This window comes from Modestobacter sp. L9-4 (assembly GCF_019112525.1).
Lineage (GTDB): Bacteria > Actinomycetota > Actinomycetes > Mycobacteriales > Geodermatophilaceae > Modestobacter.
This window is the reverse complement of the sequence record NZ_CP077800.1, coordinates 3,061,998-3,084,271: the sequence shown is the minus strand read 5'-3', so window position 1 is coordinate 3,084,271 and position 22,274 is coordinate 3,061,998. Positions and strand designations below refer to the sequence as shown.

The window sequence follows — 22,274 nt, the reverse complement described above, 5'->3', positions numbered from 1 at the left end:
CGGGTGACGTGTGGGCCTCAGTTCGTCAGCTGGACTCCTGCCGGAAACGTCGGACGCCGAACCACCAGCCGGCCACGCCCATCGCCACGGTCAGCGCGGCGCCCCACCACGCGGTCGAGCTGCCGTAGTCGCCGTCGAAGAACGACCGGGTGCCCTCGACGACGTGCTTGAGCGGGTTGACGTCGCTGACCGCCTGCAGCCAGCCCGGCGCGAGCGTCATCGGCAGCAGGATCCCCGACAGCAGCAGGACGGGCAGGACGACGGCGTTGAGCAGCGGGGCGAAGGCGTCCTCGCTCTTCAGCGTGAGCGCCAGCGCGTAGGAGACCGACGCGAACGCCGCCCCCAGCAGGCCGATGACCACCAGCGTCAGGACGACGCCGACCAGCGGCGCCCGCAGTCCGAGCGGGATCGCGACCAGCACCAGCAGCGTGCCCTGCACCAGCAGGACGACGACGTCGCGGAGCACCCGCCCCAGCAGCAGCGCGGTGCGGCTGGCCGGGGTGACCCGCTGGCTCTCGATGACCCCGGCCCGGTACTCGGCGATCAGCCCGAACCCGACGAAGAGGGCACCGAAGATGCCCAGCTGCACCAGGATCCCGGGCACGAACACCTGGTAGGCGTTGGCGGCGCCCAGCTGCCCGGACAGCGGCTCGAGCAGCGGGCCGAACAGCAGGATGTAGAGGACCGGCTGCATCAGGCTGATGACCAGCCAGGCCGGGTTGCGCAGCGACATCCGCATGGCCCGGGCGAACACGGTGTAGGTGTCGCGGGCCAGGTTGCTGGTGGCCAGCTGGCCGGTGGCCGAGGCCGTGGCCGTCGTCGTGGTCCTGGGCGTGGTCATCGGGCGGTCTCCAGTGGGGCGGCGGGGCGGGCGGGCGCGGACTCCTCGCGCAGGGACCGGCCGGTGAGGCCGAGGAAGACGTCGTCCAGGCTGGGCCGGCGGCTCTCGATGCCGGCGACCGCGACCCCGGCGGCGTCCAGCTCGCGCACCAGCGCGACCAGCGCGGCGCCGCCGTGCGGGGCCCGGCCGACCACCCGGGTGTCGGTGACCTGCGGCGTCTCCGCGCCCGGCAGTGCGGCCATCAGCGCGGCGACCTGGGCGGCCTGCCCGGCGTGCTCGACGGTCACGGTCAGCACGTCACCGCCGACGTCGGACTTCAGCTCGTCCGGCGTGCCACTGGCGACGATGCGGCCGGCGTCGATGACCAGGATCCGGTCGCAGAGCGCGTCGGCCTCGTCGAGGTAGTGGGTGGTGAGGAAGACCGTCGTCCCGCGCTCCTCGCGCAGCCCGCGGATGTGCTGCCACAGGTTGGCCCGGGCCTGCGGGTCGAGCCCGGTGGTGGGCTCGTCGAGGAAGACCAGGCCCGGCACGTGCACCAGGCCCAGCGCGATGTCCAGCCGCCGTCGCTGACCGCCGGACATCGTCTTGGGCTGGCGCTCCCACAGTCCGTCGAGGTCCAGGTCGCGGAACAGCTGCTTGCCGCGCTCGGTGGCCTCGGCGGTGCTGATGCCGTAGAGCCGCGCGTGGTCGACGACCTCCTCACCGGCCCTGGCCTCCGGGGCGGTCGAGCCGCTCTGGGAGACGTAGCCGATCCGGCGGCGCACCCCGACCGGGTCGCTGATCAGGTCGCAGCCGGCCACCGTGGCCGTGCCCGAGGTGGGCGCCAGCAGCGTGGTGAGCATCCGCAGCGTGGTGGTCTTGCCGGCGCCGTTGGGCCCCAGGAAGCCGACGATCTCCCCCGCGTCGACGTCGAGGTCCACCCCGGCGACGGCGTGCACCTCCTGCTTCTTCTTGCGGAAGGTGCGGGCCAGGCCGCGGGCGTGGATCACGCCGCGCAGTGTGGACCCGGGCACCGACAGGAGTCGACCACTTTCACCCCCGGCGCAGCGACACCAGTCCCCAGGCCACCGGCACCAGCAGCACCGGCCACATCAGCGACCAGTTGCCGACCCACACCAGGCCGACGACCAGGAAGACCAGCAGCCAGGCCGCCGTCCAGAGCCCGAGGGCGCGCCGCTCCCCCGGCGTCCCGCGCGTCACCCGGCGGCGAGCTCGGCGGTGACCACCGCCGGGGTCAGCGGCTCGTCGAGCAGCCGCAGGAACCGGTCGGCCACCGGCTGGCCGGCCGGCCGCGCGGCCAGCCACCCGGCGAGCAGGTCGTAGCCCTCCACGTAGGTGGAGATGTAGGCCCGCCACAGCGGGTCGGTGAGGAAGCGCAGCTGCTGCACGGCCCGGTCGTGGCTGACCAGACCCCAGCGCTGCAGGTGGGCGATGACGACGTCAGGGTCGGCCCTGCGGTCGTGCAGCAGGATCGCGGCGTCCTGGCGCACGCGGTTCAGCGGCGCCGCGGCCGCCGCGACCCGCTCGGCCAGGTGCCCGTCGAAGCGCAGGCCCAGGTCACCGAGCACCTCCGCGGCCCACGGGCCCCAGCCCTCGCCGATCGCGGCCTCGACGCCGAGGTCGGCGAGCCCCTCGGCCATCAGGCACTCGGGGGTGTTGACCAGGAAGACGGTGTGCTCGAGGTGGTGCTGGCGCTCGACCAGCCCCATCTCCTTACGGCAGTGCTCGGTGTGGTGACCGGGGTAGGCCTCGTGCGCGACCAGGTGCGGCAGCTGGCTGAGCCGGTGCGGCAGGTCGGCGTTGATCGCCACCCGCGAGTGGTAGTCGCCCTCGTAGTAGTTGAAGCCCGACCACGGCTTGTCGGTGACCACCTCGTAGGTCACCGTCTCGACCTCGGGCAGGCCGTACTGGCCGCGCACCCGGTCGCGCAGCGCCGAGGACAGCGCGTGCACCGCCGTCTCCAGCTTCGCCGGCGGGCACTCCTCGCGCCGGCGGTGCACCGCGTACCGCTCCGACAGGGTGCCGCCACCGGGCAGCAGCTGCTCCAGCGCGGCGTGCGCGGCGGCGTACTCGGCCTCGTCGCCCAGGGTGACCTGGACCTGGAAGTAGGCCTCGACCTCGTCGATGAAGCCCACCGGCTCACCGCCCAGCTTGCGGGCCGAGCACTCCAGGCCGGTCAGCTGTCCGCGCAGGAACGCCGTCCGGCCGGTCGGGAGCGCCGCGGAGTCGAGCTCGGCCAGCAGACCGCGGGCCTGGTCGCGCAGCTGCGGCGCGGTCGGCGCCGGCTCGTCGGCCACCTGGGCCCGCAGTCGCGGGTCACCGGTGTAGGCGTCGACGAAACCGGGCTCGAGCCGGTCGAAGCGCAGCCCCAGCCGCACGTACTCCAAGGGGACGTCGACCGCTCCGGCTGCCATGCCAGCAGTCTCCCAGCCGGTTGCGCCGGGCAAGGAGCGGGTGGCTCAGCTGCCGAAGCGGCGGTGCCGGGCGGCGTAGGCCCGCAGCGCACGCAGGAAGTCCACCCGGCGGAACTCCGGCCAGTAGACGTCGGTGAAGTAGAACTCCGAGTGCGCCGTCTGCCAGGTGAGGAAGCCCGACAGCCGCTGCTCGCCGCTGGTGCGGATCACCAGGTCCGGGTCGGGCTGCCCGCGGGTGTAGAGGTGCTCGGCGATGTGGTCGGCGTCCAGCACCTCGACCAGCTCGGCCAGCGTCGTCCCGCGCTCGGCGTGCTCGGCCAACAGCGACCGGACGGCGTCGGCGATCTCCCGCCGCCCGCCGTAGCCGACCGCCAGGTTGACCGTGGCCCCGGGCCGGTCGCGGGTGTCGTGCTCGGCCTGGGTCAGGACGGCGACGGTCTCGTCGGGCAGCAGCTCGAGCGCGCCCACCGCCCGCAGGTGCCAGCGCCGGGCCGAACCGGCGAGGTCCTGCGCGACGCCCTCGATGATCCGCAGCAGCGGGGTGAGCTCGGGCTCGGGCCGGGTGAGGTTGTCGGTGGAGAGCAGGAAGAGGGTGACCACCTCGACGGAGGCCTCGTCGCACCAGGTGAGCAGGTCGGCGATCTTGTCCGCACCGCGCCGGTGGCCCTCGCTGACGTCCTCCAGGCCGATGGCCTTGGCCCAGCGCCGGTTGCCGTCGATGATCACGCCCACGTGCCGCGGCGTGTCGGCACCCACCAGACCGCGGGCCAGCCGGTGCTCGTAGACGACCGTCAGCGCGTCCCGGATCCCCGCGCGCAACCCCACACCGCCACAGTAGGTCCCCGCCGTCCCGGCCGTCGTCGGCGGCCCGGCCCGGCCCCCGGCCACCTCACAGCGCACCCGGGATGACGGGAGCCCCCGGGCTCCCTAACCTCGGGTCATGACCTCCTCCTCAGACCGCGGGGACGACGTCCGGGTGACTGCCGACGGCGCCGAGCTCCAGGCGCCCGTCGGTCAGGCCCTGACCGCTGTCCGCGAGGAGGGTGAGCAGGTCGAGGCCGTCACCCACCAGGGCCAGTACCTGCTCACCGACTACGGCGACGCCGACTACGACCACCCCGACACCCGGCCGCGGATGCGCGGGTGGCTGCACCTGTTCGCCTTCTTCGGCGCGATCGTCGCCGGGGCCGTGCTCATCCCCCTCGCCTTCGCCCAGGGCGCGCGCGCCGGCTGGCCGGTGAGCCTCTACTGCCTGACCATCCTCGGGCTGTTCGGGGTCAGCGCGGCCTACCACCGGCGCCGGTGGTCACCGCGCGGCTGGAAGCTCATGAAGCGCGCCGACCACTCGATGATCTTCCTGTTCATCGCCGGCACCTACACGCCGTTCGCCTTCCTGGCCGTGCCCGAGCCCACCGGCTGGTGGCTGCTGGCCGGCGTCTGGACCGGTGCCGCCCTCGGCATCGCGCTGAAGGTGGTCTGGCCGCACGCCCCCCGCTGGCTCGGGGTGCCGATCTACCTCGGCCTGGGCTGGGCGGCGGTGTTCGTGCTCGTCGACATCGTGCGGCTGGTGGGCGTCACGGCGATGGTGCTGCTGGCCATCGGTGGCGTGCTCTACAGCATCGGGGCGGTGGCCTACGCGGCCAAGCGGCCCAACCCGTGGCCGGGGACCTTCGGCTACCACGAGGTGTTCCACGCGATGACCATCGTGGCCGCCACCTGCCACTACATCGCCGTCTACTTCACGATCTACAACTCGCCGTTCGTCTGAGGGGCCCTTCCTCAGGTGAAGGGCGGGCGGTGGTCGAGCCTGAGCGACGCGCGGCCGGCCAGCCGCCAGGCGCGGGCGACGACGTCCCGGTCGGACTCGGTGACCAGGTTGCCCATCACCCGCAGCGCCACGGTCATCAGCACCTTCGACCGCATGCCCACCGGGCCGGCCGCCGGCAGCAGCCGGGGCACGGTGAGCAGCCCGGCCAGCCGGCGGGCGATGGAGAACGCCTCGCCGTAGTGCCGGCGCAGGGCCGCGGGCCACGCCTGGGACCAGTCGTCCTCGCCGAACAGCCCGACCACCGAGCGGCCGGTCTCCAGGCCGTAGTCGATGCCCTCGCCGTTGAGCGGGTTGACGCAGCCGGCGGCGTCACCGACCAGGGCCCAGTTGCGCCCGGCCACGCCGGACACCGCACCGCCCATGGGCAGCAGGGCGCTGGCCGGGGCCCGCACCGCGCCCTCGATCTGCCACTCCTCGCGCCGCTGGTCGGTGTAGAGCTCCAGCAGGCTGCGCAGCCGCACCTCGGCGGGGCGCTTGTCGGTGGCCAGCGTGCCGACCCCGACGTTCACCTCGCCGGCCGCCGCACCCAGCGGGAACACCCAGCCGTAGCCCGACAGCAGCTCGCCCTCGGCGCCCCGCAGCTCCAGGTGGGAGGAGATCCACTCGTCGTCGCTGCGGCCGCTGGTCACGTAGCCGCGGGCGGCGACGCCGTAGGCGGTGTCCTGGTGCCACTCGCGGCCGAGCACCCGGCCCAGCGGGGAGCGGACGCCGTCGGCCACGACCAGCCGGCGGCAGCGGACGGTGGTCCTGGAGTCGTCGGGACGGCGGAACACGACCGCGGACACCCGGTCCCCGTCGCGTTCGACGTCCACGGCCCGGGCGCCCTCCAGCGGGGTGGCGCCGGAGTCCAGGGCGACCTGCCGGATGCGGGCGTCGAGCTCCATCCGGGGCACGGCACCGCCGTGGTCGGGCAGCGCACCGCCGGGCCAGGGCAGCAGCAGCTCCTGGCCGAAGCCGGCCGCCCGCAGCCCCCGGTTGCGGCCGTGCCCGCGCACCCAGTCGCCGAGCCCGAGCAGGTCGAGCTCGGCGATGGCGCGCGGGGTCAGCCCGTCGCCGCAGGTCTTGTCCCGGGGGAAGACGGCGGCGTCGGCCAGGACGACGTCGGCGTCCTCGCGCGCGGCCCAGGCCGCGGCCGCGGAGCCGGCCGGGCCGGCACCGACCACGAGCACGTCGGTGTCGGTCGGCTCTCCGGTGACGGGCACGGGGCCCAGTGTCCCCTGCCCCGGCAGCGACTCGGCGGACCGTCAGCGGGGACCGCGGGCGCGGACCTCCTCGACGTGGGCCATGGCCTCGCGCAGCTCGGTCAGCCACTCGTCGGTGTGCTCCCCCACCAGCCGGACGGCCCACACCAGCGCCTCGGACCGGGAGCGGGCGACCCCGGCGTCGACCAGGGTGTCCAGGACCAGCCGCTCGGACTGGCGCAGCCGGGTCATGACCGGCACCGACAGGGTGGTGAACACCTCGCGGACGTCGCCGCAGGAGGCGCCCCAGGCCACGGACCGGCCGTACCGGGCCTGCGCGGCGTCGGCGATCTCCATGCGCTGGCCGCGGGTCTGCTCGCGGAAGCGGGCGATCCGGCCGGCGCGGGCGGCGGTCGGGTCGCCGTCCCCGGCGTCGGGCTCGGGGACGGCGCCGACGACGGTGATCTCGTCGCGGTCGACGGTCAGCTCGACCGGACCGGTGAACCAGCCGTCGGGCAGCCGGCCGGCGAACCAGCCGGCGACCTCGGCGCGGTCGACCGGCGGCGGGGCGTCGGCGGCGCGGCCGCGGGCGCGGCCCCGGCCGGGGAAGCCCTCGGGTGGGAAGCGGTGGTGTGCGTGCACGGGTTCCTCCTCTGAACGAGCGGACGACCCCGACTGTAATCATGTAATCAGTCGTATGGGGTCGTCGGCGCTGCGCTCCGAGCGGACACGCGGACGGGCCCCCGGCCGGTCGGCCGGGAGCCCGCGAGGTCAGCCGCGGCCGACCGCGTCGGCCAGTGCGGCGTCGTCGCTCACCAGCACCTTGACGTGCTCGCCGGACGTCGCCAGCGCGAACGCCCGCGCCGCCTCGTCCATCGGCACCACCGCGGTCACCATCGCCCGGGTGTCCACGGCCCCGGCCTCCAGCAGCTCGATCGCCCGGGCGACGTCCTGGGGCAGGTAGGTCGCCACGCCCTGGATGCGGATCCGGCGGTCCTGCACGATCGCCATCGGCAGCGTGAGGTCGCCGGCCGGGACGCCGACCAGGGCCACCGTGCCGCCCCGGTCGACCATCGCGATGGCCTGCCGCAGGGTCACCTCCATCCCCACGCAGTCGAGGACCACGTCCGCGCTGCCCCCGAGGGCGGTGCGCACCTGGGCGACGGCGTCGGGGGCCGTGGCGTCGACGGTGCGGGCCGCCCCGAGCCGCTGCGCCCGCTCGCGCTTGTCCGCCAGGACGTCGGTGACGACCACCCCGTCGGCACCGGAGGCCCGGGCCGCGGCCAGCGCCAGCAGCCCGATCGGGCCGGCGCCGATGATCGCGACCCGGCGGCCCCGCAACGGCCCGACCAGCCGGACGGCGTGCACCGGGGTGGCCAGCGGCTCGATGAGCATGGCCGCCACGTCGTCCAGGCCGTCGGGGAGGTGGTGCAGCCGGTGGGCCGGGATGGTGAAGAAGTCGGCCATGCCGCCCTGGGACCACCCGCAGCCGAAGAACTGCAGGTTCTCGCAGAGGTTGACGTCGCCGCGCAGGCACGTGGCGCAGGCGAAGCACGGCAGGTCCGGCTCGACGGTGACCCGCCGGCCGGTCCAGGCCGGGTCGACGCCCTCCCCGACGGCCTCGACCACGCCGATGACCTCGTGGCCGGGCAGGTAGGGCAGCGGCACGAACGGGTGGGTGCCGTGCACCGCGTGGGTGTCGGAGCCACAGACGCCCACCGCGGTGGTGCGCACCTGCACCTCCCCCGGCGCCGCCGACGGCTTCTCGGCCTGCTGGACCTGCACGCCGTCGACGGTCGCGACGACCCGGCGCATGGTGGTCATGCGGTTGCCTCCTGGTGCGGCACGACGGCCGCCTTGATGCACTCGGAGGACGACGTCGCGGCGAGTGCCCCGGCGAAGTCCGCGAGCGGGAACGTGTGGCTGATCAGCCCGCTGGTGTCGACCGCGCCCGAGCGCAGCGCGGCGATCGAGCGGTCGAAGGAGAACTGCTGGGCGAAGGAGCCCTTGATGGTCAGCTCGCGCCGGAAGACGTCGTAGGACCGCACCGGCCAGCGGGCCTGCTCACCGGTCATCCCGTAGACGAACACGGTGCCGCCGGTGCGGGTCAGCTCCAGGGTCTGCTCGAGCACGCCGAGCGCACCCGTCGCGTCGATGACCACGTCGTAGCCGCCGGGCCGCAGCTCACCGGCCAGCCGGGTCAGCGCGGTCGGGTCCTGCCGGCCCACCACCAGGGTGGCGTCGGCCCCGCGCGCGGCGGCGATCGCCAGCTTGGCCTCCGACGGCGCGGCGACGGTGACCGACCCGGCGCCGGTGCGGGCCAGCATCTGGGTGAGGAGCAGGCCGGTGGGCCCGGCGCCGACGACCAGGACGTCGGCGCCCGGGGTGAGCGCGAGCACGTCCAGCCCGTGCACCACGCACGCCAGCGGCTCGGCGAAGACGGCGACCTCGGGGTCCAGGTCGTCGACGACGAAGCACCGGTCGGCGTCGGTGAGCACGAACTCGGCGAAGCCACCCGGGGCGTTCACGCCCTGGGCCACGATGTTCTCGCAGAACGCCGGCCGGGCGCGGCGGCACTCGGCGCACCGCCCGCAGGAGGCCGTGTTGTCCAGGGTGACGCGCTGCCCGACCCGCGGGGTCGCGACCCCGGGACCGACCTCGACCACCTCACCGGCGATCTCGTGGCCGGGGGTGAGCGGGTAGGTGGGGCCGAACTCGCCGTGGTGCAGGTGCACGTCAGTGCCGCACACCCCCGCGACCAGGACCTGGATCACGACCTGCCCGGGTCCGGCCACCGGGTCGGGGACGTCGGCCACCGTGAACTGGCCGGGGACGTCGTAGACGACCGCCTTCATGGGGTTCCTCCTCGTGCACAGCGGCGGTGGGTGCGGCCGTCCCCGGCCGCGCCCACCGCCGCGTGGTCAGCTGTCGGTCAGAAGACGCTGTTGGCGTCGTAGTAGTCACCGACGTTGTCGCAGCCGATGCCGGCGGCCTCGGTGAACGAGGTGGCCGGGTAGTCGCTGGGCTGCTTGGCGCCGGTGGTGACCTGCTCGGCGATGTCCATGACCTCGTCGGTGGCCAGCTTCGGGGAGTTCAGGCCGGTCGAGACGTACTGACCGGTGCACCCGCCGTCCTGGATCTCCTTCAGGGCCTCCTTCTGCCCGTCGGCCGAGGCCGCGACCAGCACGTCGTCGCGACCGGCCTGGCGCAGCACGTCCAGCGCACCCAGGGCCATGGCGTCGTTCAGGCCGATGACCAGGTTGATGTCCGGGTGGGCGCTGAGCATGTTCTCCGTGGCCGGGACGGCCTTGTCCTTGGCGTAGACGCCGGAGGCCTCGGCCACCACGTTGACGGTGACGCCGCCCTGCTGGAGGCCGTCGAGGATGCCCTTCTGCCGGTCCGGGCCGACGATCTCGTCGGTCGGGCCGCCGTTGAGGATCGCGGCGTTGACCGTCTTGCCCGACCCGATGCGCTCGGCGAGCAGCTTCCCGGACTCGGTGCCGATCTTCACGTTGTCGGACTGGACGGAGGTGAAGCCGACGCCCTCGATGCCGGTGTCGATGAACATCACCGGCACCTGGTTGGCCACCTGGGCCAGCTGGGCCTTCTGCGCCGCCGGGCTCACCGCGTTGACCACGAGCAGGTCGACGCCCTGGGAGACCATCGTGTTGATCTGGTTGATCTGGGTCACCGGGTCGCCGTTGGCGTTCTGGACGAGGAGCTTGAAGCCCTTCTCGTCGGCGATCGCCTGCGCCTGCTGGACCATCGCCGAGTAGTACGGCGCGTCGAGCTGCCGCTGGGCGAAGCCGATCGTGACCTCGTTGAGCTGCTTGGCCTCGGCGGAGGGAGCGGCGGCGGTGCCACCCCCGCCTCCGGAGGTGTCACAGGCGGTGACACCGGACAGGACGACGGCGGCAGCCGTGACGAGGAGCGGCAGGGTTCTGCGCATGGTTGTTTTCCTCCGTTGGAAAAGGGGACGCAGGACGGACCCGCTGGTTGCGGGTCGCCTCGAGCTCCGGGCGGGCCCGGTCGAACGGGAGGGGCCGGGGCCCCGGTCGGTCAGTGGCCTCGGCGGCGGGTGTTCGCGGCGAGGGCCACGGCCAGCAGGATCAGCGCTCCGCGGAACGCGTCCTGGAGGAAGGTGGAGACGTTCAGCAGGACCAGCAGGTTCGAGATGACCCCGAAGATCAGGGTGCCGACGACGGCGCCGAACACCCGTCCCTGCCCGCCCGAGAGCCGCGCACCACCGATGACGACGGCGGCGATGGCGTCGAGCTCGTAGTTCGTGCCGGCGGTCGGGGTGCCCGACCCCAGCCGCGCCGACAGCAGGTAGCCGCCGAGGCCGGCGAGCAGCCCGGCGAGGGCGTAGACGGCCAGCAAGGTGCGCTTGACCGGGATGCCGGAGCTGAAGGCCGCGTTCTTGTTCGAGCCGATGGCGTAGAGCCGGCGGCCGAACACCGTGCGGTACAGCAGGAACGCCACGGCGAGCACGCAGGCGATCCAGATGATGCCCAGCACCGGGAAGCCGGCGACGGTGGCGATGCCCGGGATCGTGAAGTCGGAGCCGGAGGGCTCCACCGGCACGCCCTCGGTGTAGGCGTAGACCAGACCGCGAGCCAGGGCCAGCATGCCCAGCGTGACGATGAACGGCTCGAGTCCCCGGTAGGCGACCAGCAGCCCGTTCACCGCACCCAGCACGGCGCCCACCACCACGCCGACGACGATGCCCAGCAGCATCGACCGGCCGTCGAAGAGCCCCGCCGACAGCACCGCCGCCAGGCCGAGCACCGAGCCGACGCTGATGTCGATGCCGCCGGTGACGACCACCAACAGCTGGGCCAGCACGACGATGCCGGTGATCGACACCTGCCGGACGACGTTGTTGAGGTTGTTCGCCGACAGGAAGGCGTCGCTGAGGACCGACGCCAGGATCAGCAGGACGATCAGGATGCCCAGCGAGTACTGCTGCATCAGCCAGCCGAGGAACCTGTTGCGCTCCGGCGGCGGCGCGGCCTGGGTGCCCTCGGCACTGCTCTGGACGGTGCTCATCGGTCGGTCTTCTCCACGGGTGGTCACGAGACGGGGCCGCCGAGGGCGGCGCGGATCAGGTCTTCGGTGGTCGCGTTCTCGGGGTCGAACTCGTCGACCACGACGCCGTCACGCAGGACGACGATGCGGTGGCACAGCTGCAGCAGTTCCTCGGCCTCGCTGGAGACCACCAGCACGGCCCGGCCCTGCTGGGCCGACTCGTGGATGAGGCCGTAGATGTTGGCGCGGGCACCGACGTCGACGCCCTTGGTGGGCTCGTCGAGGACGACGAAGCGGGGGTCGGCCTGCAGCCACTTGGCCACGCAGACCTTCTGCTGGTTGCCGCCGGACAGGGTGCTGGTGAAGGTCTGCGGGCCGCCCTTGACCTGGAAGCGCTCGATCAGCGACCTGACCAGCGTCCGCTCCTTGCCCGAGCGGACCACCCCGAAGCGGGAGAGCTGCTCCGGCAGGACGACCAGGCTCAGGTTCTCGCCGTTGTCGAAGTCGGGGACGAAGCCCTCCAGCCGGCGGTCCTCGGTCATGTAGGCGACGCCGGCACGCAACGCCGCCCCCGGGTCGCGGAAGCTCACCGGCTTCCCGTCGAGCAGCACCGTGCCGCCGGTGGGCCGGTGCTGGCCGGTGATGGACCGGGCCACCGAGGAGCGGCCGCTGCCCACCAGCCCGTAGAGGCCGACGACCTCCCCGGCCCGCACGTCGAAGGAGACGTCCTGCGCGGCCCCGCCGGAGACGTTGCGCACCGACATGACCGCCGGCTGGTCGGCGGCCTCGGCGAACCGGTCGGGCCGGCTCACGGCCCGCAGGGCGGACCCGACCATCAGGGTGGTGACCTCCTCCGGGGTGGTCTCCGACGTCCGCAGGACGTCGACCAGCTTCCCGTTGCGGAGCACCGCGATCCGGTCGGCGAGGGCGAACACCTCGGGCAGCCGGTGGGAGACGAACACGATGGAGGTGCCGGCCGCGCGCTCCTCCTCGACCATCCGCTCGACGTCCTTGAAGTGCTCCTCGGTCGTCGACGCGGTGGTCTCGTCCAGGATCATGATCTTGTGCTCGGTCACCGCCGCGCGGGACAGCGCCAGCATCTGCCGCTGCCCGGGGCCGAGCACCGAGGCCGGCGTGTTCGGCGACAGGTCGCCGAGCCCGACGTGCCGGAGGACGGCGCGGGTCTCCTCGTCGTCGGTGCGCCGGCCGCGGTGCCAGGGCTTGACGTCCCTGCCGGAGCGCAGCTTGAACAGCCACACGTTCGCGCCGATGGTGAAGTCGTCGACGACCAGGGGCTCCTGGTGCATCAGCAGGATGCCGGCCCGCTCGGCCTCGGCGGGGTTCGTGACCGGGCCGTCGTGGCCGGCGATGGTGATCGACCCCGAGGACGGCGTCTCCTGCCCGGCCAGCAGCCGGGCGAAGGTGGACTTCCCGGCGCCGTTGGCGCCGCAGACGGCCAGCACCTCCCCGGGGTAGCCCTCCAGGTCCAGCCCGTCGAGGGCGACGACGCCGGGGTAGCGGCGGCTGAGCCCGGCGGCCCGGAAGACCGGCTCGGCGGGCTGGGCGGCGGGCGTGCGGCCGCTCAGCGCGGTGGCACCGGTCATGAGAGCGAGTACCCGCCGTCCATCAGCAGCTCGGTGCCCACGCAGAAGCCCGACTCCGAGCTCAGCAGCCAGGTGGCGGCCGCGGCGACCTCGGCGGTGGTGGCGAACCGGCCGCTGGGCGTGGCGCCCTTCCACTGCTCGTGCAGCTCGGACTTGCTGGCCAGCAGCGGGGTGTTGACGTAGCCCGGCGACAGCGCGTTGACCCGGACCCCGCGGGGGATCCACTCGTAGGCCAGGGACTTCGTCAGCGCGACGACCCCGGCCTTGGAGGCGTTGTAGGCCGCCTGCTGCTGCGGCACGTTGACCACGTGGTTGCCCGACATCGAGGCGATCGTCACGATGCTGCCGCTGCCCTGGCCGAGCATCACGCGGCCGACGCGCTGGCAGGTGAGGAACACCCCGCGCAGGTTGACGCCGATCGTCCGGTCCCAGACCTCGACCGGCATGTCCTCCGCCGGCGTCGGCTCCTCGGACAGCCCGGCCGCGGCGACGAGCCCGTCGATCCGGCCGAACCGCTCGACCACCTCCGTCACCGCCGCGTCGACGCTGGCGGGGTCGAGGACGTCGACGGCCACGAAGTGACCGCCGGCCTCCGCCGGTGCCCGCACGTCCATGTCCACGACCCGCGCGCCCTCGGCGCCGAGCCGTTCGGACACCGCTCGTCCGATGCCACCGGACGCACCGGTGACCACCACGACCGCTCCATCGAGATCGCTCACGACACCATCCCTCTCGTTGTGGTCCAGCACACACTTGTCATTACAGGATGTCAAGTGGCGACGGTCTTCGTGACCGGAAAGCGACCCAGCCAGCGGGCCGGGTTCGTCACCAGGACCGCCTCCACCAGCTCCGGTCCGCCCTCGGCCAGGAGCCGCGGGACGAACCGCCGGCCCAGGTAGGCCAGGCCGGGCAGCCCGCCGTAGGCCACATAGCGGGTGGCCCGGGCGACGTCCCCGCCCAGCAGCAGGGAGTCACCGCCGCCGCGCCCGGCGACGGCCAGCAGACAGCCCAGGATCGTGGCATCCGGCCAGGACGCGTGCCGGGCCGGGCCGTCGTAGCCCAAGTGGGCCCCGGTCGCCGCCAGCTCGACGTGCAGCCCGGGGTCGGGGTTGCGGTCGACGTGGGCCAGCGCCACCGCCGAGGACGGGACGCCGTCCCCGGCCAGCAGCTCGAGCAGCTCGAAGGCGGCCGAGCCGTGCTCCAGGTGCACCATCACGGGCGCACCGGTCTCCCCGTGCACCTGGGCCACCGCGGCGAGCACCCGGCGCGAGTACGGCGAGATCGACCAGTAGTCGATGCCGGCCTTGAGCAGGCCGGCCCGCACCGGGCCGGCCGGACCCGCAGCAGGCTCCCCGGCCCCCGGCCCGTCGGCGACCGGCATGCCGTCGACGACGTCCCGGCGGAACCGGGCGGCCAGCTCCGCCACCGTGGCCTCCAGCAGCCAGGGCTGGTCGACGTGGTGGGCCGCCCGGTGCGCGCCGGTGGTCGCCACGACGGTCAGCCCGGTGCGGGCGCTGACCGCCGCGAGCGCCGCCGGCCGCCGGCCCAGCCCCACCGGGGTCGCGTCGACCATCGCGGCGAACCCGGAGTCCCGCAGGGCCTGCGCCTCCTCCCCGCTGGCCTGCTCGTCGGTCAGCTCGTCGCCGGGCAGCAGCGGGGAGACCTGGAACAGGTGCTCGTGGTAGTCGACCCGCCCCAGCTCGGGGGCCGGCACGTCGCCGAGGACCGTCCGGACGGCGTTCATCGCAGGGCGGCGGCCACGTCGGACAGCGCGGTGACGGTCTCGTGCGGCATCGGGACGTCGAACACGTCGGCGATCACCTGCGTCCAGCCGTGCACGAAGTAGCGCCAGCCGTCCTCGACGGTCAGGTCGTGACCGGACTGCCAGGCCTGCGCCTGGTGCAGGAACTCCAGGCTGCCGCGGTAGTTGAACTCCCAGGCCAGCCCGCGGTCGGGCCAGACGGCGGCGTCGGTGAACGGCGACCCGGGGACGTCCTTGCCCATGCCGGTGGCGTTGACCACCAGGCTGCCCGGCGGCAGCGCCGCGAGCAGCTCGTCGGCGTCGGCCGGCTGCGGGGTGACGACGTAGCGGAAGAGCCCGGCGGGCAGCCCGGCCCGCTCGTGCAGCTCCCGCAGGTGGTCCAGCTGACCCTCGCGCAGGGCGGTGCAGGTGACCCGGGCGGGCCGGTCGCCGCGGACGCCGAGCTGGTGGCTCAGCGCCATGCCCGACCCGCCGGCGCCGAGCACGAGCACCTCGGCACCGGACCCGGCGAAGTGGTCGGCGGGCAGGAACTCCTCCAGCGCCAGCCGCACGGTCACCGGGTCCTTGGCGGCGCCGTACAGCTTCCCGTCGCGCTTGTAGACCGAGGAGATCTCGCCGAACGTCGTCGCCAGCTCGTCCAGCTCGTCGAACATGTCTGCGCACGCGGCGTGCACGGCGACCTTGTGCGTGGTGACCAGCGCACCGCGGTGCTGCGGGTCGTCGCGGATCTGCGCGACGAGGTCGCGGTAGACCGCCGGCGGGGAGCCCATCGCCACGTCGTGGCCGACCAGCGTGCCGGTCGGGAGACCCAGCTCGGCCGCCCACGCCGGGAAGACCCGGCGGATGGAGGACTGGCCGGTGGTCACCCCGACGAACCCCATGTACGTGCCGTCGTCGGCGGCAGCCGCTGCCCCGGTCACGCCGCGGCCCGCGTGGCCGCCAGCGCGGCGCTGAAGGAGCGCGCGGAGTCCTCGACGACCTCCCAGTTGCCCGCCTTCATGGCGGCGGGGCTGCAGAGCTCGCTGCCCGCGCCCACGGCGAGCGCACCGGCACCGAACCACTGACCGAGGTTGTCGGCGTTGACGCCGCCCGTGGGCATGAGCGGCACGTCCGGGAAGGGCCCGCGCAGCGAGCGCAGGTAGGACGGGCCGCCCAGCGAGGCCGGGAAGACCTTGACCACGTCGGCGCCCAGGGCGGTGGCCGCCATGACCTCGGTGGGGGTCATCGCGCCCAGCATCACCGCGGCGCCGGTGGCCTTCATCGCCCGGGCCAGCGTGGCCTCGGTGCCGGGACAGACCAGGAACCGGGCGCCCGCGGCGACCGCGGACTCCGCCTGCTCGGGACGGGTGACGGTGCCCGCGCCGAGCAGGACGGCGTCCCCGTGGCGGCGGGCGACCTCGGCGATGGCGGTTTCGGCGTCGGGCGTGGAGAAGGTGATCTCCACGCCGGTCACCCCGCCGGCGACGAGGGCGTCGACGGCGCTCACCGCGGCGTCGGCGGAGGGCGCCCGCAGCACGGCGATGATGCCGACGTCGGCGATGGACGTGAGTTCCAGTGTCATGGCTGCCTCCGGGCAGGTCAGGTGTGGGGGACGGGGACGCGGTTGGCCGGCGTGCGCCCGGCCAGGGCGTCGAGCACCGCCTGGGTGGAGCCGGTCCCCATGTTGTCGACGGCCTCGACCGTCTGGGCCGCGCTGTGCGGGGTGGCGATCACGCGGTCGGCGACGTCCGCGGCCAGCAGCGGCTGACCTCCCTCGGGCTCGGGCCCGAGGTCGTCGGTGGCGTAGCAGCCGAGCCGGCCGGCGCGCAGTGCCGCCGCGACCGCGGCGGCGTCCACCAGCGCGGCGCGGGCGGTGTTGACCACGATGCAGTCCGGCCGCAGCCGCTCGAGCAGGTCGGCGTCGACCACCACCGCTCCCCCGGGTGCGTGCAGGGAGAGCGCGTCGCAGCCGGTCAGGCCGGCCAGGTCGGCGGGCTCGGCGCCGGCGGCCCGGACGTCGTCGTCGGACAGCCACGGGTCGCTGGCCAGGACCTGCACGCCGAGCGCCTGCAGCCGGGCGGCCAGGGCGCGGCCGATGCGGCCGAACCCCACGATGCCCACGCGCATGCCGGTGAGCTCGCGGGCCCGGGTCACCGAGGTGTCCCCCGCCCGCAGGTGCCGGTCGTCGCGGACGACGTGCCGCATCCCGGCCAGCAGCAGCGCCAGGGCGTGCTCGGCGACCGCGGTGCTGTTCGCCCCCGGCGTGTTGGTGACCAGCACGCCCCGGGCCGCGGCGGCGGCCAGGTCGACCGCGTCGACCCCGACGCCGTACCGGGCCACGATCTTCAGCTGCGGTGCTGCGGCCAGGTGCTCGGGGCCGACCGGCCCGGTGCCGGCGATCCAGGCGACCGCGCCCGACAGCGGCCCGGCCAGCGTCGCCAGGTCGTGGTCGGCCGGTGCCCGGAGCACGCGCAGCCCCGCGGCGGTCAGCTGCGACTCCACGTCGACCGAGCCCCCGGAGTAGGAGCGGGCGGTCACCACGACGTCCCCGGTGAGGGTGGGGCCGGTCATGCCGTACCCCCCTCGAACCAGCCCTCGAGCCGCCGGTAGGCGTCGGTGAACCGCTCGTGCCGGGCGGCGTAGACCGCGTGGCGCCCGGGGTCGGGCTCGAACGTGGCCACGACCTCGGACAGGGCGCCGGCGCCGGTGAAGTCCGGCAGGAGGCCGACGCCCACCCCGGCGGTGACGGCGGCCCCCAGGCTGTTGGCCTCCTCGACCACCGTGCGCCGGCGGACCGTGGCGCCCCAGACGTCGGCCAGCATCTGCAGCCAGACGTCGCTGGCCGCGCCACCGCCGATCGCGTCGACCCGGTCGACCGGGGCCCCGTGGGAGCGGAAGGCCTCGACGCAGGTGCCCAGGTTGAACGCCACGCCCTCCAGGACCGCGCGGGTCAGGTGCGCCGGCCCGTGCCGGCGCGCCAGCCCCACGAAGGCCCCGCGGGCCCGCGGGTTCCAGTGCGGCGAGCGCTCCCCCAGCAGGTACGGGAGGAAGTACAGGTCGTCGCCGTCGGTCACCTCGCCGGCCGCGGTGACCAGCCGGTCGAAGCGGCCGACGTCCTCGGTGCCGGCGAGCAGGTCGGCGATCCACTCCAGGGACGCACCGCCCGCCTGCATCGTGGCGGTCGGGACGAACTGCCCCGGCACCACGTGGTCGAAGGTCATCGTGCGCATCTCGGGCAGGTCCAGCAGCGGGGCGTCGCTGCTCATCGACACCCACGAGGAGGAGCCGAGGTAGGCGTAGGCGCCGTCGGAGGGGCCGACGACACCAGCGCCGACGGCGGCCATCGGGCCGTCACCGCCGCCCATGACGACCGGCGTGCCCGCGAGCAGGCCGGTGGCCGGGGCGGCCTCGGCGGTGACGGTGCCGACCACGGTGGTGGACGGGACGACGTCGGGGAACAGTCCGACCGGGATCCCCGCCGCGGCCAGGACGTCGGCCGACCAGCGACCGGCGCGCTGGTCGTAGGCGTTGGTGCTCGAGGCGTCGGAGGGGTCGGTGGCCAGCACACCGGTCAGCCGGGCGACCACGTAGTCCTTGGCCAGGCAGACCCGGCTGGTCGCGGCGAACAGCTCCGGCTCGTTGTCCCGGACCCACATCAGCTTGGTCAGCGAGTAGGTCGGGTTGAGCCGGTGGCCGAGGGTCGCGTAGGCCTCCCGCGGGTCCAGCCGGGTCAGCAGGTCGGCGCACTCCCGCGTGCTGCGGGTGTCGGCCCAGATGATCGAGGACCGCAGCGGCTGGTGCTGGGCGTCCAGCAGGACCAGGCCCATCATCTGCCCGGAGATCGCCAGCCCGGCGACCTCGGAGGCGGGCACCCCGGCCTCCTCGAGCAGCCGGCGGTTCGCCGTCCCGAAGGCCTGCCACCAGTGGTCGGGGTCCTGCTCGACGACCCCGCCGGGGCCGTAGTGGGTGGGGTACCGGACGGTCACCGACCGGACGAGCCGGCCGGTGTCGTCGTGCAGCGAGGCCTTGTCACCCGTGGTGCCCAGGTCGTGCGCCACCAGCATGGCGGCCTCAGCCCCGGGAGGTCGTCGGCGCGGTGTAGGCGACGAGCTCGTGCCCACCGGCAGAGCTCACCACCCGGCGGCCCATGCCGTGCTCGAGGACCCACCCGTAGTCGTGCCCGGCCGAACCGGGGTAGACGGCCAGGAAGCTGTAGTCCTCGTCCCCGACGTTCACGCTGCGGTGCGCCCAGCCCGGCGGGATGTAACCGATGACGCCCTCGGACATGTCGATCCAGCGGGTGTCCTGGCCGTCGAACATCAGCAGGCCGCCGACGCCGCGCAGGCCGAGGTAGATCTCGCCCTGCGGGTCGGGGTGCTGGTGGCCCTTGGTCATGTGGAACTCCCCGCCGATGGTGCCGGGGCGGATCGTGGTGATCGACTGCGGCAGCTCGCGCGGCAGCTCGGGGACCGGGGAGGAGGAGACCGTGTAGACGACCGGGTCCTCTCCCGCCGCGCCCGCGGCGCGCAGGTCCTCCCGGGCGAACAGGCCCTCGAGGTCGGACAGCCGGCGGGTCAGCACGGGCCCCTCGGGGACCAGCCGGTCGGTGCCCTGCAGTCGGATGCTCATCGGGTCGATCGGCGGAACTGCGTACGTCGTCATCGACGTGTCCTCCATGGCGTCGGCGTGCACTGTGGCGTGGACCACTGGGCAGTGCCGGAATCCTGTCATCCTGTAATGACAAGCGCAAGGCCCTGTGCGCAGGCCGTGCGTGCTCTACCCTCGTCGGCATGCGGGGGCCTGCGGTGATGGACCGGTCGTCGCCCGTGCCCCTCCACCACCAGCTCAAGGTGATCCTCACCGAGATGGTCCAGTCCGGGGCGCTCAAGCCCGGTGACCCGTTCCCGGGCGAGCTGAGGCTCTGCGAGCAGTACGGGGTCTCCCGCACCGTCGTCCGCCAGGCGCTGGTGCAGCTGGAGTTCGAGGGCATCGTCGACCGGATGCGCGGGCGCGGCACCTACGTGGCCACGCCCCGCACCACCCAGGGCCTGGTGCAGTCGCTCAGCGGCCAGTTCGAGGACCTCGCCGCGCGCGGGCTGCACCTGCGCAGCACGGTCCGCACACTGGACGTCGTCTCGGCGCCGGACCACGTCGCCCGCGCCCTGGACCTGCCCGACGGCGCCGACGTCGCGCTGCTCGAGCGCCTGCGGTTCGTCCAGGGCGAGCCCTGGGCGCTGGCGGTGACCTACCTGCTCCCCGACACCATCACCTGGCTGCGGGAGACCGACCTGGCCGAGGGCTCCCTCTACGCCGCCATGGAGAAGCACGACACCCGGCCGATCCACGGGCGCCGGACCATCCAGACGCGCTCGGCCAGCGCGGCGATGGCCGCGGACCTCGGCCTGCGCCGGGGCAACCCGGTCCTGCTGCTGACCAGCGTGGGATTGGACCGACGCGAGCAGCCGGTCGAGTACTTCGAGGCCTGGCACCGCGGCGACCGGACGGTCTTCGAGGTCGACCTGGTCCGCAGCGGCGCCGTCGTCTGACCCACAGCCCCCCAACGTCCCGGTTGGTCGCGCTGGACAACGACGACGACATCTGACCAGACGAGGTCTCCTGGTTCGGCGGTCGTGGACGCTCAGCGCCCCTGGTGTCGGCCGGCGTGTCGCAGGACGCTGTGTGTGGCGCACACCACAGGAGGCTCGCCATGAACCGTCCCCGTCCCCGTCCCGTCCACCGACTCCTGATCGTCCTGGCCGCACTCGCGGTGTCCGTGCTCGGCCTCGTCGGCCCCGCCACGGCTGCCGCGCCGTACTGCGGCCTCACCTGGGGCTCCACCCCCGAGACCGACGCCGGCACGTCCGACCGGGTCACCGTCACCGGCGTCCGGGCCGGGCAGCACGCCTGCTTCGACAGGCTCGTCGTCGACCTCGGCGGCCACCCGCTCGGCGGCTACGACGTCCGGTACGTCCCGGTGGTGCACCGGGACGGGTCCGGCACCCCGGTGCCCGTGCTCGGCGGCGCGACGCTGCAGGTGGTGGTGCACGCACCGGCCCACGACGCCGCGGGCAGGCCGACCCTGCGCGTGGCCGACGAGCGGGCGGTCGTCCCGGTGACCGGCTTCCGCACCCTGCGCCAGGTGGCCTGGGCCGGGAGCTTCGAGGGGTACACCACCCTCGCCGTCGGGACCCGCGCGACGCTCCCCTTCCGGGTGTCCGTGCTCACCGGCCCCGCCGGCGACCGGCTGGTCGTCGACGTGGCGCACCGCTGGTAGCCCCGCAGGGCAGCGGCCGGCCGTCAGCCCTGCGGGCTCGGCCGGCCGCCGTCCTCGCCGCGGGGCGGCTCGATCGCCAGCGGCGCCTTGCGCAGGGTGTCCAGCAGCGCCTGCCCCGGCTGGACGGGGCGGGGCTGCGGGCCGTCGATCAGCTCGGCCGGGCTGTCGGGCACCGTCACCGGCTGGTCGGCGGGGTCGAAGCTGACCGGCAGGCGCTTGATGTGCCGCCCCATCGACCGGCCCAGGATCAGCACGACGATGAGCAGCACGACCATCAGCAGCAGCCCGAGCGGGCCGGCCTTGCCGACGTCCTCGGGCACCTCCTGCTGCGCGGCGGCCAGGACGGCGAGGGCGCCGGTCATGCGATCCGCTCCGAGGCCCGGACGCCGGCGAAGAGGTCGTCCTCGGGGGTCGGGGCATCGACGACCGAGCGCACCAGCTCGTAGTCCTCGGTCGGCCAGGTCTGCGTCTGCAGGTCCAGCGGCACGGAGAACCAGCGGCCGGTCGGGTCGATCTGGGTGGCGTGGGCGATCAGCGCGGCGTCCCGCACCGGGAAGTACTCGGCGCACGGCACCTGGGTGGTCACCCGGTGGGAGATGTCGTTGGCCGGGTCCCAGTTGGCCAGCCACTCGGTGTACGGCGACTCACCGCCGGTGGCCAGGACCGCCTCGTGCAGCGCCTTCGTGCGCGGCAGCGTGAAGCCCATGTGGTAGTAGACCTTGCTGATCTGCCACGGCTCGCCCAGCTCCGGGTACCGGTCGGGGTCGGCCGCGGCCTCGAAGGCGTACATCGAGATCTCGTGCGTCTTGATGTGGTCGGGGTGCGGGTAGCCACCGCGCTCGTCGTAGGTGGTCATCACCTGCGGCCTGAAGCGGCGGATCAGCTCGACCAGCGGTGCGGCAGCCTCCTCGAGGGGCACCAGCGCGAAGCAGCCCTCCGGCAGCGGGGGCAGCGGGTCGCCCTCGGGCAGGCCGGAGTCGACGAAGCCGAGGAACTCCTGCTCGACGCCGAGGATCTCGCGGGCCCGGTCCATCTCCGCGGCCCGGATCTCGGTCATCCGCTCCCACACCTCGGGGCGGTCCATGGCCGGGTTGAGCACCGACCCCCGCTCGCCGCCGGTGCAGGTGGCCACCAGGACGCGGACGCCCTCGGCGACGTACTTGGCCATGGTCGCGGCGCCCTTGCTCGACTCGTCGTCGGGGTGGGCGTGCACCGCGAGCAGGCGCAACTGGTCCGGTTCGGTCACGATCTCTCCTCGCTGCGCCCGTCGGGCCCCGTGCCCGACGATGCCGTGCTGCTGGCCTCCCATCATCCCCCTCCCCCGGGCCTGCCGGCCGGGCACCCGGGCCTGCGGTGGTGTGCA

The 22,274-nt window shown here is 74.1% G+C and carries 24 protein-coding genes; 3 read left to right on the top strand and 21 right to left on the bottom strand.

The genetic code is table 11. The annotated features are described in order from the left end of the window. Positions 1-25: 25 nt before the first annotated feature. The 5 genes from KUM42_RS14475 to KUM42_RS14455 are packed head-to-tail and all read right to left on the bottom strand — an operon-like array spanning position 26 to position 4,080. Entirely contained in the window at positions 26-841 is an 816-nt protein-coding gene (locus KUM42_RS14475) for an ABC transporter permease (RefSeq protein ID WP_237493231.1), read from the bottom strand. Further along, entirely contained in the window at positions 838-1,830 is a 993-nt protein-coding gene (locus tag KUM42_RS14470) for an ATP-binding cassette domain-containing protein (protein WP_237493230.1), read from the bottom strand. Before KUM42_RS14470 ends, KUM42_RS14475 begins: the two co-directional genes overlap by 4 nt. Before the next feature lie 43 nt (positions 1,831-1,873). Further along, positions 1,874-2,041, bottom strand: coding sequence for a hypothetical protein (locus KUM42_RS14465; protein ID WP_237493229.1), 168 nt, complete (start codon positions 2,039-2,041; stop codon positions 1,874-1,876). Beyond that, positions 2,038-3,255 carry a DUF885 domain-containing protein gene (locus tag KUM42_RS14460; RefSeq protein WP_237493228.1) on the bottom strand — a complete coding sequence of 406 codons (1,218 nt, stop codon included), beginning with the start codon at positions 3,253-3,255 and terminating at the stop codon, positions 2,038-2,040. The genes KUM42_RS14465 and KUM42_RS14460 overlap by 4 nt, the downstream gene beginning before the upstream one ends. A 45-nt stretch (positions 3,256-3,300) precedes the next feature. Then, entirely contained in the window at positions 3,301-4,080 is a 780-nt protein-coding gene (locus tag KUM42_RS14455) for an isoprenyl transferase (RefSeq protein ID WP_237493227.1), read from the bottom strand. Positions 4,081-4,195: 115 nt separating this feature from the next. Between KUM42_RS14455 and KUM42_RS14450 the strand changes: the two genes are divergently transcribed. Further along, positions 4,196-5,023 (top strand): hemolysin III family protein, encoded by an 828-nt coding sequence (locus KUM42_RS14450; protein ID WP_237493226.1) that lies wholly within the window; start codon positions 4,196-4,198, stop codon positions 5,021-5,023. Between the two features lie 11 nt (positions 5,024-5,034). Here the strand turns inward: KUM42_RS14450 and KUM42_RS14445 are convergent, their stop codons facing one another. The 14 genes from KUM42_RS14445 to KUM42_RS14380 form a co-directional block, all read right to left on the bottom strand. Continuing rightward, a complete protein-coding gene (locus KUM42_RS14445) occupies positions 5,035-6,285 on the bottom strand; it encodes a geranylgeranyl reductase family protein (protein ID WP_237493225.1) in 1,251 nt (416 codons plus the stop codon). 42 nt (positions 6,286-6,327) lie between these two features. Further along, the gene (locus KUM42_RS14440) at positions 6,328-6,906 is read right to left on the bottom strand and encodes a hypothetical protein (RefSeq protein ID WP_237493224.1); all 579 of its coding nucleotides are present in this window, start codon (positions 6,904-6,906) and stop codon (positions 6,328-6,330) included. Positions 6,907-7,035: 129 nt separating this feature from the next. Next, the gene (locus tag KUM42_RS14435; RefSeq protein ID WP_237493223.1) at positions 7,036-8,088 is read right to left on the bottom strand and encodes a zinc-binding dehydrogenase; all 1,053 of its coding nucleotides are present in this window, start codon (positions 8,086-8,088) and stop codon (positions 7,036-7,038) included. Next, entirely contained in the window at positions 8,085-9,119 is a 1,035-nt protein-coding gene (locus KUM42_RS14430; RefSeq protein WP_237493222.1) for a zinc-dependent alcohol dehydrogenase family protein, read from the bottom strand. The genes KUM42_RS14435 and KUM42_RS14430 overlap by 4 nt, the downstream gene beginning before the upstream one ends. A 77-nt stretch (positions 9,120-9,196) precedes the next feature. Next, complete coding sequence (locus KUM42_RS14425) at positions 9,197-10,213, bottom strand: substrate-binding domain-containing protein (protein WP_255557506.1); 1,017 nt, start codon at positions 10,211-10,213, stop codon at positions 9,197-9,199. 110 nt (positions 10,214-10,323) lie between these two features. Beyond that, positions 10,324-11,313 carry an ABC transporter permease gene (locus tag KUM42_RS14420; RefSeq protein ID WP_237493221.1) on the bottom strand — a complete coding sequence of 330 codons (990 nt, stop codon included), beginning with the start codon at positions 11,311-11,313 and terminating at the stop codon, positions 10,324-10,326. A gap of 23 nt (positions 11,314-11,336) precedes the next feature. Further along, positions 11,337-12,896 (bottom strand): sugar ABC transporter ATP-binding protein, encoded by a 1,560-nt coding sequence (locus KUM42_RS14415; RefSeq protein ID WP_237493220.1) that lies wholly within the window; start codon positions 12,894-12,896, stop codon positions 11,337-11,339. Next, positions 12,893-13,615 carry an SDR family NAD(P)-dependent oxidoreductase gene (locus KUM42_RS14410; RefSeq protein WP_237493219.1) on the bottom strand — a complete coding sequence of 241 codons (723 nt, stop codon included), beginning with the start codon at positions 13,613-13,615 and terminating at the stop codon, positions 12,893-12,895. The genes KUM42_RS14415 and KUM42_RS14410 overlap by 4 nt, the downstream gene beginning before the upstream one ends. A gap of 50 nt (positions 13,616-13,665) precedes the next feature. After that, positions 13,666-14,640 (bottom strand): phosphotriesterase, encoded by a 975-nt coding sequence (locus tag KUM42_RS14405; protein WP_237493218.1) that lies wholly within the window; start codon positions 14,638-14,640, stop codon positions 13,666-13,668. Further along, positions 14,637-15,578, bottom strand: coding sequence for a shikimate dehydrogenase (locus KUM42_RS14400; protein WP_237493217.1), 942 nt, complete (start codon positions 15,576-15,578; stop codon positions 14,637-14,639). Before KUM42_RS14400 ends, KUM42_RS14405 begins: the two co-directional genes overlap by 4 nt. Then, positions 15,575-16,219, bottom strand: a complete 645-nt coding sequence (locus KUM42_RS14395; RefSeq protein ID WP_237493216.1) for a bifunctional 4-hydroxy-2-oxoglutarate aldolase/2-dehydro-3-deoxy-phosphogluconate aldolase — start codon at positions 16,217-16,219, stop codon at positions 15,575-15,577. The genes KUM42_RS14400 and KUM42_RS14395 overlap by 4 nt, the downstream gene beginning before the upstream one ends. A gap of 17 nt (positions 16,220-16,236) precedes the next feature. Continuing rightward, on the bottom strand, positions 16,237-17,208 hold the full coding sequence (locus KUM42_RS14390) for an NAD(P)-dependent oxidoreductase (RefSeq protein ID WP_237493215.1): 972 nt from the start codon (positions 17,206-17,208) through the stop codon (positions 16,237-16,239). After that, positions 17,205-18,701 carry a xylulokinase gene (xylB, locus tag KUM42_RS14385; protein ID WP_237493214.1) on the bottom strand — a complete coding sequence of 499 codons (1,497 nt, stop codon included), beginning with the start codon at positions 18,699-18,701 and terminating at the stop codon, positions 17,205-17,207. The genes KUM42_RS14390 and xylB overlap by 4 nt, the downstream gene beginning before the upstream one ends. 7 nt (positions 18,702-18,708) lie before the next feature. Beyond that, entirely contained in the window at positions 18,709-19,299 is a 591-nt protein-coding gene (locus KUM42_RS14380; protein WP_237493213.1) for a glucose-6-phosphate isomerase family protein, read from the bottom strand. Between the two features lie 128 nt (positions 19,300-19,427). Between KUM42_RS14380 and KUM42_RS14375 the strand changes: the two genes are divergently transcribed. After that, positions 19,428-20,183, top strand: coding sequence for a GntR family transcriptional regulator (locus KUM42_RS14375; RefSeq protein WP_237493212.1), 756 nt, complete (start codon positions 19,428-19,430; stop codon positions 20,181-20,183). A 161-nt stretch (positions 20,184-20,344) separates the two neighbouring features. Continuing rightward, complete coding sequence (locus KUM42_RS14370) at positions 20,345-20,911, top strand: hypothetical protein (protein WP_237493211.1); 567 nt, start codon at positions 20,345-20,347, stop codon at positions 20,909-20,911. 23 nt (positions 20,912-20,934) lie between these two features. Here the strand turns inward: KUM42_RS14370 and KUM42_RS14365 are convergent, their stop codons facing one another. Continuing rightward, positions 20,935-21,273: a hypothetical protein gene (locus KUM42_RS14365; protein ID WP_237493210.1), complete on the bottom strand. Its 339-nt coding sequence runs from the start codon at positions 21,271-21,273 to the stop codon at positions 20,935-20,937. After that, on the bottom strand, positions 21,270-22,157 hold the full coding sequence (mca, locus tag KUM42_RS14360) for a mycothiol conjugate amidase Mca (protein ID WP_237493209.1): 888 nt from the start codon (positions 22,155-22,157) through the stop codon (positions 21,270-21,272). The genes KUM42_RS14365 and mca overlap by 4 nt, the downstream gene beginning before the upstream one ends. Between the last annotated feature and the right edge of the window lie 117 nt (positions 22,158-22,274).